Origin of the sequence: Methylobacterium carpenticola, from assembly GCF_042748905.1 — a bacterium.
Lineage (GTDB): Bacteria > Pseudomonadota > Alphaproteobacteria > Rhizobiales > Beijerinckiaceae > Methylobacterium > Methylobacterium carpenticola.
Window position 1 is genome coordinate 1,471,121 of record NZ_JBHZEO010000001.1, and the last position, 12,372, is coordinate 1,483,492.

A 12,372-nucleotide genomic window follows, 5' to 3' on the forward strand; every position below is an offset into this window, starting at 1 on the left:
TGCGCCTATGCGCCTTTGGTATGCCTCACAGCATGGCGCCAGGGCCCGAGTCAACCGCCGAGCCCGCGTCCGGGCCGGTTTGCGGCTCATCCGTTCGAATGAGGCCGAAACGGTGCGATCGCCGCATGGGTTGCACCGCGCCGCGCGCGGATCGGATGGTTCGAGGGTGAAACCGCGCGATCGGGCGTCGTCTCGGCAGAATTGGCCGCTTCAATCCTGCCGAGCTTCGTGCCGCCGCATCATCCGCCGGGCCCGCGATCATCCCGGGCGAAGAAGGCTTAGCCCGATCGCCGCTCCTCGAAGGCCAAGCGCGCCTCGTCCAAGCGCGCCTCGTCCAAGCGCGCCTCGTCCGCCGGGCCGCGCTCCGGCCCGGCGCCGCAGGGCGTCCCCGCCGCATCCTGGCTCCCGGGCGCGCAGCTCTCCTCCAGCCAGAGGGCGAGGCCGAGCGAGGCGAGCGCCGGCACGGCCAGCGCCAGGAAGGTCCAGGTCCAGCCGAGATGGATCGCGAGCAGGCCGCCGACCCAACCCGACAGGGCCCCGCCGATGCCCTGGACGGCCGAGACCGAGCCGAGGGCGGTCTGGGTGCGGCCCGAACCCCAGGTCAGGTCGGCCACGACCACCGGCATGGCGACGCCGATGATGCCGGAGGCGACGCCGTCGAGCACCTCCGCGAGGATCAGCCAGGCCGGATCATCAAGGAAGGCCGAGAGGAGCGCGCGCACGGGCAGGACCGCGCAGGCCGCGACGAGAAGCTGGCGCCGGCCCCGCCGGTCCGCGAGGGAGCCCGCCGCGAGCGCCACCGGGATCATCACGAGCTGGGCCACCATGACGTAGCGGGCGGTCCAGCCGGTGCCGTCCTGGCCGGCTGCGATGAGCTTCTGCCCGAGCAGGCTGAGCATCGAGCCGTTGGCGAGGTTGAACAGGGCGAGGGCTGCCGAGAGCAGCAGCAGACGCCGGTCGCCCAGCACCGCGCGGATGGCGGAGCGCTCGGGCTTGTCCTCCGGGTCGTCCTCCTTCCAGCCCACCGCCCGGCGCGGGTTCCAGGCGTCGCCCGGCGTCGTCAGCGTCGCCACGATGGCGCCCGCCGCGAGCAGGCCCAGCACCCAGAAGGCGACGCTCGGCCCGAAGAGCGGCGTGCCGAAGCTGATCGCCAGGGCGGCACCGAGTATGCCGACGTGGTTGTAGGCTTGGTTGTGCCCCTGCTGCTTGGGGAAGGCCTTCTTGCCGACGATGCCGAGGGTGAGGGCGGCCACCGCCGGGATCACCAGGGTGCCGCCGAGGGCGGCGACGAACTGCGCCGCCAGCACCGCCGGGAAGGACCGGGCGGGCAGGAGCAGCATGGTGCCGCCCAGGATCGCCGCGCAGGCGACCGCGATCAGGAGGCGCGGCCTCCCCACCCGGTCCACCAGGGCACCGAGCGGGCCGCTGAGGAAGAGGGTCGAGAAGCCGACGAGGGTGGTGACGAGGCCGATCCGGCTCGGGCTCCAATGCGCGGCCTGCGCCAGCCATGTGCCGAGGAAGGGCCCGAGCCCTCCCTGGATGTCGCCGACGAAGACGTTGATGAGCGCGAGGTGGGTGGTGGCCTGCATCGACGCGAAGTCTCCGGCGCCGCGATGCGGCATGGGTCGGACAACGCGCGAACCGTGGCCAGGGTCGCGCGCGCTCGGACCATCAGCTTGGCCGCCCACGACGGATCGCCGGGGGACAGGGATCGTCAGGGGCTCGGAATCACGCAGGCCGCGGCGATGCGGGCGAGAAGCGGATCGGCGACGCCCATGGCGAGAAGGTGCTGATAGGTGTTGCGGACGTAGTCGGGATTGGCGCCGGAACGGCCGAGGCCCTGGCGCACGAGGCGCAGGAGCTCCGGCTCCGGCAGCCGCCCGGCATATTGCGGATGGGTGCGGTCGACGAGGTAGGTCACGGCGGTGACGCGGCGGGCATCCTCCAGGGTGATGCCGAGACGGCGCTCGACATAGACCGCGGTGACCTGCTCGCGGGCGCGCAGATAGGCGAGCGTCGCCCCGGCCTCCTCCGCCGCGACCCGGAAGGCCACGCCCCGGCAGCTGCCGCCCCGGTCGAGCCCGAGCACGAGGCCCGGCCGCTCGGGCGTGCCGCGATGCACGTGCGACAGCACGCAGAGCGCCCGGTGGTAGCCGCGCAACCGCGCGTTGCGCCGCTCGACCACCGGGAAGCCCGGGTTCCACATCAGCGACCCGTAGCCGAACACCCACAGATCCGCGGGTGCGTCGCCATCGCCCACGCGCTCTCCTCCCCGCCTTTCTTGCCGGCCGCGGCCGGTAGCAGCTAGGGAGGCCGGGTTCAATCGTGAGCGGAGATCGGCCGATGACGCAGACGGACGGGAGCACGGCGGTGCCGCGGCGCGCACGCTTCGGCCTCTTCGCCCCCTTCATCCTGCTTCTCGTCGTCGCGGCCCTGTGGTCGGCCGGCTGGTTCTGGCTCCGCGGCCGGGCGGGGGAGGAGATCGATCGCTGGATCGCGCGCGAGGCGCAGGCCGGACGCCAATGGACCTGCGCCGACCGCTCCATCGCGGGCTATCCGTTCCGCCTCGAACTGCGCTGCGCCGCGCTGCGCTTCGCGCGTTCCGACGTGCGCTTCGCGGCCGGCCCGGTGGTCGCGGTGGCGCAGATCTACCAGCCACGCCACGTCATCTTCGAGGCGGCGGGGCCCTTCCACGTCGAGCAGGAGGGCAAGGTCGGCGACGTGACGTGGCGCCTGGTCGAAGGCTCGCTGCACCTGACGGGCGCGGGCTTCCAGCGCGCCTCCGTGGTGGCGGACGACCTGCGCGGCCGGATCAGCGGCGTGGCGCTGACGGAGGGCGCCGCGGAGCCGATCGCCTTCACCACCCGGCATTTCGAGCTGCATGCCCGCCCGACGCCCGGGCGGTTCGAGGCCGACGGGGCGGTCGACCTGAGCAGCCGGATCACCCAGGCGACGCTGCCGCTCCTCGATCCGCTGCTGGGCGGGCCGGAGCCCGCCGACGTCGCCCTCGACGCCACGGTCACGCGGGCGGCGGGGATCCGCACCCGGCCCATCGCCGAGGAGCTGGAGCGCTGGCGGGCGGCGGGCGGCACGGTGGAGCTCACCCGCCTCGCCGCCGAGAAGGGCCGCAGCCGCCTCCAGGCGCAGGGCAGCCTCGCCCTCGACGAGGCGCACCGGCTCGCCGGGCAGCTGGAGGTGCGGACGGCCGGGCTCGACGCGGTGATTGCCCCCCTCGTCAGCGAGCAGCTCGGCGGGCGCATCGGCGGCGCTAATGCGGCGCTGATCGGCAACCTCGTGGGCCAGCTGCTCGGCGGCGGCGGCCGGCGGCGGGAGGCGGCGCCCGCTCAGACCGACGAGGCCGCCCTCAAGCCCCTGCCCCCGGTGCGGCTCGGCGGCGGCAAGGTCGCTGTCGGGCCCTTCGTGATCCCGAGCGTGCGGCTCGACCCGCTCTATTGAGCGGATCGAGCGATTGCCCCGCAAGCCTCTGCCGGCCCCATTGCCGCGCTCGCCGGGGCGGCGTACCCCTTCGGGCATGACGCACGCCCGCTTCCAGACCTTCGACGATCCCGGCCACCGCACGGGAGCCGCCCGCATCGCCGCCTTGCGCGCCGCCATGCTTCAGAAGGGCTTCTCCGGGTTCGTCGTGCCGCGGGCCGACGAGCATCAATCCGAGTACGTTCCGCCCCATGCGGAGCGCCTCGCCTGGCTCACGGGCTTCACCGGCTCGGCCGGCACCGCCGTGATCCTGGCCGACCGGGCCGCCCTGGTGGTCGACGGGCGCTACACGCTCCAGGCGGCGGAGCAGATCGACACTGCCGTCATCGCGGCGGTGCCCCTCGCCGAGACCTCCGTCGAGGGCTGGATCGAGGCCAACCTCCCGGCGGGCGGCGTGCTCGCCTACGATCCATGGCTGCACACGCCGGACGGCGTCGCGCGGCTGGAGCGGGCCGCCGCCGCGGCGGGCGGGCGGCTCGAACCCGTGGGCCTCAACCTCGTGGATCACGTCTGGATCGACCGCCCGTCCGCGCCGCGCGCGCCGGTCGTGCCGCATCCGGAAGCGCTGGCGGGCGAGGCGGCGGCGCGCAAGCTCGACCGGGTGCGCGAGGCCCTGGCGAAGGCGAAGGTCGACGCCCTCGTCGTCTCGGACCCGCACAACCTCGCCTGGGCCTTCAACCTGCGCGGCGGGGATGTCGGCCACACTCCCCTGCCCCTCGGCTACGCCGTCATCCGCCGCGACGGCAGCGCCACCCTGTTCCTCGACGCCGCCAAGGTCACGCCCGAGGCGGCCGCCGCGATCCAGGGGCTCGCCGAGCGCGCGGATCCGGAGGCGCTGCCGGCCGCCCTCGACGCGCTGGGCGCGAGCCGGGCCCGGGTCCGGGTCGACGCGGCCACGGGCGCGGTCGCCCTGCGGCGCCGGATCGAGGAGGCGGGCGGCAGCGTCGATGTCGGGCCGGATCCGATCACCGGCATGAAGGCGGTGAAGAACGCCGCCGAGATCGCCGGGGCGCGGGCCGCGCATCGCCGCGACGGTGCCGCGGTGACGCGCTTCCTGGCGTGGCTCGCCCGCGAGGCCCCGCAGGGCGGCGTCACCGAGATCGCGGCGGTGGAGCGGCTCGAAGGCTTCCGGGCCGAGGGCGGCGACTTGCGCGACGTCTCCTTCCCGACGATCTCGGGCAGCGGTCCGAACGGCGCCATCGTCCATTACCGGGTGACGCGCGCCACCGACCGGGCCGTGCGGCCCGGCGAGCTGTTCCTGATCGATTCCGGCGCCCAGTACGTCGACGGCACCACCGACATCACCCGCACGGTGGCGGTGGGCGAGCCGAGCGCCGAGATGCGCGACCGCTTCACGCGGGTGCTCAAGGGCCACATCGCCATCGCCACGGCGGTGTTTCCGCGGGGCACGACCGGCGCGCAGATCGACGCCTTCGCCCGCCGTCCCCTCTGGGAAGCCGGGCTCGACTTCGACCACGGCACCGGCCACGGCATCGGCTCGTTCCTCTCGGTCCACGAGGGGCCGCAGCGCATCGCCAAGACCGGCACCACGGCGCTGCAGCCCGGCATGCTCCTGTCGAACGAGCCCGGTTACTACCGGGAGAAGGCCTATGGCATCCGGATCGAGAACCTGATCCTGGTGGAGGAGCGCGCGATTTCCGGCGGCGAACGGCCGATGCTCGGCTTCGAGACGCTGACGCTCGCGCCCCTCGACCGGGCGCTGATCGCGCCGGACCTGCTCATGCCCGCCGAGACCGCCTGGATCGATTCCTATCACGCGCGCGTGCGCGACGCCCTGTCGCCGCTCCTCGACCCGCAGACCCGCGACTGGCTCGACGCCGCGACCCGGCCGCTCGCCGACCCGGCGCCTTGATCGGCGCCGCGCGGGAGCCCCGGTCGGCGCTCCCGCGCGCACGAAAAACCCCTCTTCCGGGGGGAAGAGGGGTTCCGAAGGCCGGGACGGCCGAAACGTCCAGGCGCCCTTACTCGGCAGCGGCCGGGGCGGCCTTGCCCTTGTCGCCACCGCGCTCGGCGCGCTCGGCGATACGGGCGGACTTACCGCGACGGTCGCGCAGGTAGTAGAGCTTGGCGCGGCGGACCTTGCCGCGGCGGGTCACCTTGATCGAGTCGATCAGCGGCGAATAGATCGGGAAGACGCGCTCCACGCCCTCGCCGTAGGAGATCTTGCGGACCGTGAAGTTCTCGTTGAGGCCCGCGCCGGCGCGGGCGATGCAGACGCCCTCGTAGGCCTGCACGCGGGTGCGCTCGCCTTCCTTCACCTTCACGTTCACGATGACCGTGTCGCCGGGCTCGAAATCCGGGATGGTCTTGCTAAGCTTGGCGATCTCTTCCTGCTCAAGCTGCTGGATGATGTTCATCGGTCGTGCTCCTGCCGTTACGCCTTGCCGCCTCGTGCGGCCCGACGCAGGATTTCGGCGTCCTGTTGTGAGTTGGCCGGCTCTCTACAGGATGGCGCGGGGCTTGTCGATGCCCTTGCGGAGGCGGGCGCGGAACGGCAGCATCGGGTCCGGCGGAGCCCACCTGTCATGACCGAGATGAAGCGGCGCCGGTCGTTCGAGCCCGGGCATCGGCTCAAGTTCCTGGTGCTGGTCGACGAGACCCCGGAATGCGACCGGGCCGTGCATTTCGCTGTGCGCCGTGCCGCGCGGATCAATGCCCGGGTGGTGATGCTGGCGGTGGTCGAGCCGCCCGAGAGCTTCGAGTGGCTCGGCGTCGGCGATGCCATGCGGGCCGAGGCGGAGGCCGAGGTGTCGGAGCGCCTCGACGCTCTGGCGGCGGCGGCCCGGCAGGCCGCGGGCGTCGATCCGGAATGCGTGGTGCGGACCGGCGAGCGGGCCGACGAGATCCTGCGGCTGATCCGGGAGGACGAGGACATCGCGTTCCTGGTGCTCGCCGCCGCGGCGGGCACGGACGGGCCGGGCCCCCTCGTCACCACCATCGCCGGCAAGGGCGCCGGATCCTTCCCGGTGCCGGTCGTCATCGTGCCGGGCGGCCTCACAGAGGCCGAGATCACCGCGCTCGCCGGGTGAGGGCGTGGGGACGGGCGCACCCGCGCCGTTGCGGTTTTTCCGCGCCGGGTCCACATCACGGACGGCGCGACGGCGCCGTTCCCGGCCGGCCTTGAACCGGCGCTGAGAACCCGAAGGACTGTCCTCATGTTCATCCAGACCGAAGCCACGCCGAACCCCTCCACCCTGAAGTTCCTGCCCGGCCGGGTGGTGCTGACGGACGGCACCTTCGAGGCCCGCTCGCCCGATCAGGCCGCCCGCTCGCCCCTCGCCCGCGCGCTGTTCGGCGTCTCGGGTGTGGCCGGCGTCTATTTCGGCCACGACTTCATCTCGGTCACCAAGGCGGATGACGGCTCCGAGTGGCCGCAGGTGAAGCCCGCCATCCTCGGCGCGATCATGGAGCATTTCCTGTCGGGCGCGCCGGTCCTGGATGCCGGAGAGACCGGCGAGAGCACCGAGGAGGAGTTCTTCGAGGAGGCCGACGCCGACACCGTCGCCACCATCAAGGACCTCCTGGAGACCCGCGTGCGGCCGGCCGTGGCGGGCGATGGCGGCGACATCACCTTCCGGGGCTACCGCGAAGGGATCGTCTATCTGGAGATGAAGGGCGCCTGCTCGGGCTGCCCGTCCTCCACCGCGACGCTGCGCCAGGGCGTGCAGAACCTCTTCCGGCACTTCCTGCCGGAGATCCGCGAGGTGCAGGCGATCTGAGGCTTGTTCACAGCGGCCACGCTTCGCGCTGACGGCGCGGGCCGCATCGGGTAACATGCCGGCTCAAGGCCGGGCGGGCGCTGCCGCCCGGTGGGTGGAGTCGACGATCCTTGCGTATCCTGGCCATCGATACGGCGCTCGAGATCTGCGCGGCCTGCGTCTCGTCCGACGAGGAGGCCGAGCCGCTGGCGCAGGAGAGCCTCGCCCTGCTGCGCGGGCATGCGGAGGCCCTGCTGCCCCTGGTGGAGCGGGTGGTGGCGCGGGTCGAGGGCGGCTTCGCCAGCCTCGACCGGGTCGCCGTCACGGTGGGGCCGGGCAGCTATACCGGCCTGCGCGTCGGTCTCGCGGCGGCGCGGGCGGTCGGTCTCGCCTGCAACATCCCGGTCGTGGGCGTCACCACGCTCTCGGCGCTGCTCGCGCCGCTCCTCGCCTCGGCCGAGGATTTCCTCGGCCAGGGCTATCTCCTCGCCGCGGCGATCGATGCGCGGCACGGCCACGTCTACTTCCAGGCACTCAGCCCCGACGGCGGCATCGTGGTGCCGCCAACCCTGATCCCGCTCGCGGAGGCGGTGCAGCATCTCGGCACCGCTCCGGCAGCCCTCGCGGGATCCGCGGCGCCGGCACTCGCCGCGGCGGCGAACGCGGCCGGCGGGCGCGCCGTCGTGCCGGAGGGGCACACGGCGCCGGAGATCGCCTGGGTCGCCTCGCTGGGCCTCGTGGCCGATCCCGACCACGCGCTGCCCCGCCCCCTCTATCTGCGCGGTCCCGACGCCCAGCCGCAGGATCACGCGCGGCTGCCCCGGCGCTAGCGGCGGGGGCGCCGATGCGAATCCCCTTCCTCACCCCGTCGCCCTCCCACGTGGCGCCGCTGCTCTCGGCCGAGCGCGCCGCCGACCTCGCGGCCCTGCACGCCACCGGCTTCGCGCGGCCCTGGGAAACGCATGAATTCGAGCGGATGCTCTGCGAGCGGGGCCACATGGCCCACGGGCTGATGCGCGGCCGCGACCTGATCGGTTTCATCCTGTCCCGCATCGTGGTGGACGAGGCGGAGATCCTCACGGTGGTGCTGCAACCCGCCGCCCGCGGCTCCGGCCAGAGCCGCACCCTGCTCGCCACCCATCTGCGGGCGCTCGCCGAGGCCGGCGTGCGCGTCGTGCATCTGGAGGTCGACGACGCCAACGCGGCGGCCCTCGCCCTCTACCGCCGCCTCGGCTTCACCGAGACCGGGCGGCGCGCCGGCTACTACCCGCGCCCGGACGGCACCCGCGCGGCGGCGCTCACCATGCGGGCGACGCTGGCGTGATCGCTCCGGCCGTTCTCGCGCGCCACGTCAAGACGGGGCTGCGCCTCCTCGTCTACGCGAGCGCCTTCCTGATCCTGATCGGGCCGCACCGCCTCAGCCTGCGGCGGCGCGGGCGCTTCGCCGGCCTCGCGCCCATGCTGCTGCACCGGCTCTTCCTCGCCCTGTTCCAGGTGCGGGTGCGGGTCACCGGCACGCCGCCCGCCCCGGGGGAGGCGGCTTTGGTCCTCGCCAACCACATCTCCTGGCTCGACATCCCGGTGCTCGGCGCCCTGCGCCCGCTCTCCTTCGTGGCCAAGTCAGAGGTCGCCGGCTGGCCGGTGATCGGCCTCATGGCCAAGCTCCAGCGCACGGTCTTCATCGACCGGGCCCGCAAGCGCCACACGGCGGTGGTCAACACCGAGCTGAGCCGCCGCCTCGCCGTCGGCGAGGTGGTGGTGCTGTTCGCGGAGGGCACCACCGGCGACGGCAACCGGCTGCTGCCCTTCCGCACCTCCCTCGTCGGGGCGGCGCGGGCGGCCCTCACCGAGGGCGGCCTCGATGCCGTCCGGCTGCAACCGCTCTGCATCGCCTATACGCGCCGCCACGGCATGCCGCTCACCCGGCGCGAGCGGCCGGAGATCGCGTGGTACGGCGACATGGAACTCGCGCCCCACCTCGCGGTCTTCCTGGAGCGCGGGCCGATCGACGTGGAGGTGGTCTGGGCGGAGCCCGTGACCTTCGCGGCGGGCACCGACCGCAAGGTCGCGACCGCGCTCGCGGAGGCGGCGGTTCGCCGCGCGCTCCAGCAGGCGGTGACCGGGCGCGTCCCCTCCGGCACCGCGCCTCCCCTGCCGGCCGGCGTGCCGGAGGCCGCGCTCGGCCAGCCCGCGTAGGCGCGCCGTCCCCTTCAACCAAACCTTAACCCTGACGGGGTCTTAACTCGCTCGAACGCGGGCCGGCGATGGAGCGCGGCCCTTACTTTCGACAGATTCGAGCGCGATCGAGGACGAAACCGCTCATTCCAAGGACACAGCACGGGCCGGATCCGCCGCCCGCGACGTGAGGACGACTGCATGAACCCCGCCGACGCCGTCACGGCCATGCCGGTCCACGAGATCACGCTGTTCGGCCTGTTCTGGCAGGCGCACTTCGTCGTCAAGTTCGTGATGATCGGGCTTCTCAGCGCCTCGGTCTGGTGCTGGGCCATCATCGTCGACAAGACCTTGCTGTTCCGCCGCACCAAGGCCGAGATGGACGCCTTCGAGGAGTCGTTCTGGTCCGGCCGCTCGCTGGAAGACCTCTACCGCTCCTTCAACGACAAGGCGCCGACCGGCCTCGCCGCGGTCTTCGTCGCCGCCATGCGGGAGTGGAAGCGCTCCTTCGAGGGCTCGGGCCGCTCGATCCACAGCCTCGGCCAACGCATCGACAAGGTGCTCGACGTCACCATCCAGCGCGAGGTGGAGCGGCTCGAATCGCGCCTGCTGTTCCTCGCCTCGATCGGCTCGGCCGGTCCCTATATCGGCCTGTTCGGCACGGTCTGGGGCATCATGACCGCCTTCACCTCGATCGCGGCCTCCAAGAACACCAGCCTCGCGGTGGTGGCGCCGGGCATCGCCGAGGCGCTCTTCGCCACCGCGATCGGCCTCTTCGCGGCGATCCCCGCCGTGCTCGCCTACAACAAGCTGCAAGCCTCCGTGGGCAAGGCGCAAGGCCGCCTCGAAGGCTTCGCCGACGAGTTCTCCGCCATCCTGTCGCGCCAGATCGACGAGCGCCTCGCGCTCGCCGCCTGACGACCCTCCACGCGAGCCGGGACGAACATCATGGGCATGGCCACCGGAGCGGCACAGGGCGGCGGACGCCGCCGGCGCGGGCGGCGGGGCGGCGCCATCAACGAGATCAACATGACGCCGTTCATCGACGTCGTGCTCGTGCTCCTCATCATCTTCATGGTGGCGGCCCCGATGATGACGGTGGGCGTGCCCCTCGACCTGCCGCAGACCAAGGCGGCCCCCCTTAATTCCGACGCCAAGCCGGTGACGCTCTCGATCCGCCAGACCGGACAGATCTTCCTCGGCGAGGACGAACTCTCCGACGATTCCATCGTGGCGCGCCTCACGGCGACGGCCCGCGAGGGTTTCGACGAGCGCGTCTTCGTGCGCGGCGACAAGCGGGTCGATTACGGCCGGGTGGCCCAGGTGATGGCGATCGTGACCGGCGGCGGCTTCAAGCGGGTCGCCCTGGTGACCGAGCCCGACCAGCGATAGGCGAGGCGCGGCGTGGCCCCTCTCAAACGGTCGGAGCCCGGGGTCTGGATCTCGGGGATCGCCCACGCGGCGCTGCTCGGCGCCGCCCTCTACGCGGCGGCGTCGCACGAGCTGCCCCGCGCCGAGGAGGGCGTGCCCGTCGAGGTCATCACCGAGAACCAGTTCTCCGAGATCACCAAGGGCAGTCAGGACGGGGATGCGCCCGCCAAGACGCCCCGCGCCGACCGGGTCTCCGAGACCAAGCAGGAGCGCGACCCCGGCGAGGCGAAGACCGACGTGCCGACCCCGCCGACGCGCCCGCCCGAGATGAAGGTCGCCAATGCCGAGGAGCCGCTGATGCCGCCCCTGCGGCCGGCCCTGGAGCAGCCCCCGCCGATGCCGCCGAGCCGGCCCGACGAGAGCGAGGCCCGCGAGCAGGCGCGCGCCGAGGCGAAGGCCAAGGCCGAGGCGGATGCCAAGGCGAAGGCCGAGGCCCAGAAGGCCGAAGCCGCCAAGGCCGCCGCGGACGCCGCCAGGGCCGCGGCTGCGGAGGCCGCGAAGGCTGCCGCCGCCAAGGCGGAGGCCAAGGCGCAGGCGGAGGCCAAGGCCCACGCGGAGGCGAAGGCCAAGGCCGAGGCGGCCCGCCGCGAGGAACTCGCGCAGCTCCTGGCCCGCGAGGAGGCGGAGGCGAAGGAGCAGGCCGCCCGCGAGGCCGCGGCCGCCAAGGCGCGCGCCGAGGCGAAGGCCAAGGCGGAGGCGAAAGCCAAGGCCGAGGCCAAGGCGCGCGCGGAGGCGGAAGCCGAGGCGAAGGCCGAAGCGGAGGCCAAGGCTCAGGCTGAAGCGAAGGCTCAGGCCGAAGCCAAGGCGAAGGCGGAGGCCAAGGCGCGCGCCGAGGCCAAGGCCGCGGAGGCGAGAGCGGCCGCGGAGGCCAAGGCCGCGGCGGAGGCGAAGGCTGCGGCCGACGCGAAGGCCAAGGCCGACGCGGCCCATGCCAAGGCCGTGGCGGAGGCCAAGGCCAAGGCGGCCGCCGAAGCGAAGGCGCGGCGGCAGGCCGAACTCGCCAACCAGTTCAATGCCGGCTCGATCCGCGACGCGCTGGCCTCCCGCGCCCCGTCGCAATCGACCGGCGCCACCGGCCGCGAGGTGCAGCGCACGGCGGCGCTCGGCACGGCGAGCGGCTCGGCGGCGCGCCTCAACCCGAGCCAGCGCGATGCCCTCGTCGGCCTGCTGCAACAGCAGATCGAGCGCTGCTACTCGGCTCCGCCCGGTGCCCAGCAGGGCATCGTGCTGCCCCAGCTCGACATCCGCCTGAACCCCGACGGCTCGCTCGGCGCCGATCCGCGCATCCTGCGCGCGGGCGGCAGCTCGGTCGACCGCTCGATCGCCGAGGCCGCCGTCCGCGCGGTGCGCCGCTGCGCGCCCTACCGCATCCCCGCCCAGTTCGCGCCCTTCTACAATGACTGGCGGGTGATCAATGCGGAGTTCGAGCTGCCGCGGGTCTGAGGCGATGCCGAGATCACCCTGGTCAACGACCTTGCGCCGGACGCTCTCTTCCCTCACGGCAAGAGGGCTCCTCGCGCCTCGTCCCCTTCCGACCGCCTAACGGACAGAC

The 12,372-nt window shown here is 73.3% G+C and carries 13 protein-coding genes; 10 read left to right on the plus strand and 3 right to left on the minus strand.

Annotation, left to right across the window (positions count from 1 at the left end; translation table 11 throughout):
* Positions 1 to 278 precede the first annotated feature (278 nt).
* Together ACE101_RS07100 and ACE101_RS07105 are read right to left on the minus strand one after the other, a co-directional pair.
* Positions 279 to 1,589, minus strand: coding sequence for an MFS transporter (locus ACE101_RS07100; protein ID WP_379127221.1), 1,311 nt, complete (start codon positions 1,587 to 1,589; stop codon positions 279 to 281).
* Between the two features lie 125 nt (positions 1,590 to 1,714).
* Positions 1,715 to 2,260, minus strand: coding sequence for a gamma-glutamylcyclotransferase (locus ACE101_RS07105; protein WP_379127223.1), 546 nt, complete (start codon positions 2,258 to 2,260; stop codon positions 1,715 to 1,717).
* Positions 2,261 to 2,343: 83 nt separating this feature from the next.
* Here ACE101_RS07105 and ACE101_RS07110 point away from each other — a divergent pair, with 83 nt between their 5' ends.
* Together ACE101_RS07110 and ACE101_RS07115 are read left to right on the plus strand one after the other, a co-directional pair.
* Entirely contained in the window at positions 2,344 to 3,456 is a 1,113-nt protein-coding gene (locus tag ACE101_RS07110) for a DUF2125 domain-containing protein (RefSeq protein WP_379127226.1), read from the plus strand.
* A gap of 76 nt (positions 3,457 to 3,532) precedes the next feature.
* Positions 3,533 to 5,368, plus strand: a complete 1,836-nt coding sequence (locus ACE101_RS07115) for a M24 family metallopeptidase (protein WP_379127228.1) — start codon at positions 3,533 to 3,535, stop codon at positions 5,366 to 5,368.
* A gap of 109 nt (positions 5,369 to 5,477) precedes the next feature.
* Here the strand turns inward: ACE101_RS07115 and rplS are convergent, their stop codons facing one another.
* Positions 5,478 to 5,873: a 50S ribosomal protein L19 gene (gene rplS, locus ACE101_RS07120; RefSeq protein ID WP_379127231.1), complete on the minus strand. Its 396-nt coding sequence runs from the start codon at positions 5,871 to 5,873 to the stop codon at positions 5,478 to 5,480.
* 168 nt (positions 5,874 to 6,041) lie between these two features.
* Here rplS and ACE101_RS07125 point away from each other — a divergent pair, with 168 nt between their 5' ends.
* The 8 genes from ACE101_RS07125 (at position 6,042) to tolA (ending at position 12,263) form a co-directional block, all read left to right on the plus strand.
* Positions 6,042 to 6,545 (plus strand): universal stress protein, encoded by a 504-nt coding sequence (locus ACE101_RS07125; RefSeq protein ID WP_379127234.1) that lies wholly within the window; start codon positions 6,042 to 6,044, stop codon positions 6,543 to 6,545.
* A 126-nt stretch (positions 6,546 to 6,671) separates the two neighbouring features.
* Complete coding sequence (locus tag ACE101_RS07130; RefSeq protein ID WP_379127236.1) at positions 6,672 to 7,235, plus strand: NifU family protein; 564 nt, start codon at positions 6,672 to 6,674, stop codon at positions 7,233 to 7,235.
* A gap of 110 nt (positions 7,236 to 7,345) precedes the next feature.
* The gene (gene tsaB / locus ACE101_RS07135) at positions 7,346 to 8,044 is read left to right on the plus strand and encodes a tRNA (adenosine(37)-N6)-threonylcarbamoyltransferase complex dimerization subunit type 1 TsaB (protein ID WP_379127239.1); all 699 of its coding nucleotides are present in this window, start codon (positions 7,346 to 7,348) and stop codon (positions 8,042 to 8,044) included.
* Positions 8,045 to 8,058: 14 nt separating this feature from the next.
* Positions 8,059 to 8,538: a ribosomal protein S18-alanine N-acetyltransferase gene (rimI, locus tag ACE101_RS07140; protein WP_379127242.1), complete on the plus strand. Its 480-nt coding sequence runs from the start codon at positions 8,059 to 8,061 to the stop codon at positions 8,536 to 8,538.
* The gene (locus tag ACE101_RS07145) at positions 8,535 to 9,410 is read left to right on the plus strand and encodes a lysophospholipid acyltransferase family protein (protein WP_379127245.1); all 876 of its coding nucleotides are present in this window, start codon (positions 8,535 to 8,537) and stop codon (positions 9,408 to 9,410) included. Before rimI ends, ACE101_RS07145 begins: the two co-directional genes overlap by 4 nt.
* A gap of 180 nt (positions 9,411 to 9,590) precedes the next feature.
* The gene (gene tolQ, locus ACE101_RS07150; RefSeq protein WP_379127248.1) at positions 9,591 to 10,307 is read left to right on the plus strand and encodes a protein TolQ; all 717 of its coding nucleotides are present in this window, start codon (positions 9,591 to 9,593) and stop codon (positions 10,305 to 10,307) included.
* A gap of 30 nt (positions 10,308 to 10,337) precedes the next feature.
* Positions 10,338 to 10,781, plus strand: a complete 444-nt coding sequence (locus ACE101_RS07155; RefSeq protein ID WP_379127251.1) for an ExbD/TolR family protein — start codon at positions 10,338 to 10,340, stop codon at positions 10,779 to 10,781.
* 12 nt (positions 10,782 to 10,793) lie between these two features.
* Positions 10,794 to 12,263, plus strand: coding sequence for a cell envelope integrity protein TolA (tolA, locus tag ACE101_RS07160; RefSeq protein WP_379127254.1), 1,470 nt, complete (start codon positions 10,794 to 10,796; stop codon positions 12,261 to 12,263).
* Positions 12,264 to 12,372 lie beyond the last annotated feature (109 nt).

Excerpts from the sequence above, each read along its gene's own strand:
- ACE101_RS07125 (WP_379127234.1), top strand. The coding sequence starts at position 6,042 with ATGACCGAGATGAAGCGGCGCCGGTCGTTCGAGCCCGGGCATCGGCTC.
- ACE101_RS07155 (WP_379127251.1), top strand. The coding sequence starts at position 10,338 with ATGGGCATGGCCACCGGAGCGGCACAGGGCGGCGGACGCCGCCGGCGC.
- ACE101_RS07130 (WP_379127236.1), top strand. The coding sequence starts at position 6,672 with ATGTTCATCCAGACCGAAGCCACGCCGAACCCCTCCACCCTGAAGTTC.
- rplS (WP_379127231.1), bottom strand. The coding sequence starts at position 5,873 with ATGAACATCATCCAGCAGCTTGAGCAGGAAGAGATCGCCAAGCTTAGC.
- ACE101_RS07110 (WP_379127226.1), top strand. The coding sequence starts at position 2,344 with ATGACGCAGACGGACGGGAGCACGGCGGTGCCGCGGCGCGCACGCTTC.
- rimI (WP_379127242.1), top strand. The coding sequence starts at position 8,059 with ATGCGAATCCCCTTCCTCACCCCGTCGCCCTCCCACGTGGCGCCGCTG.
- ACE101_RS07115 (WP_379127228.1), top strand. The coding sequence starts at position 3,533 with ATGACGCACGCCCGCTTCCAGACCTTCGACGATCCCGGCCACCGCACG.
- ACE101_RS07100 (WP_379127221.1), bottom strand. The coding sequence starts at position 1,589 with ATGCAGGCCACCACCCACCTCGCGCTCATCAACGTCTTCGTCGGCGAC.
- tolQ (WP_379127248.1), top strand. The coding sequence starts at position 9,591 with ATGAACCCCGCCGACGCCGTCACGGCCATGCCGGTCCACGAGATCACG.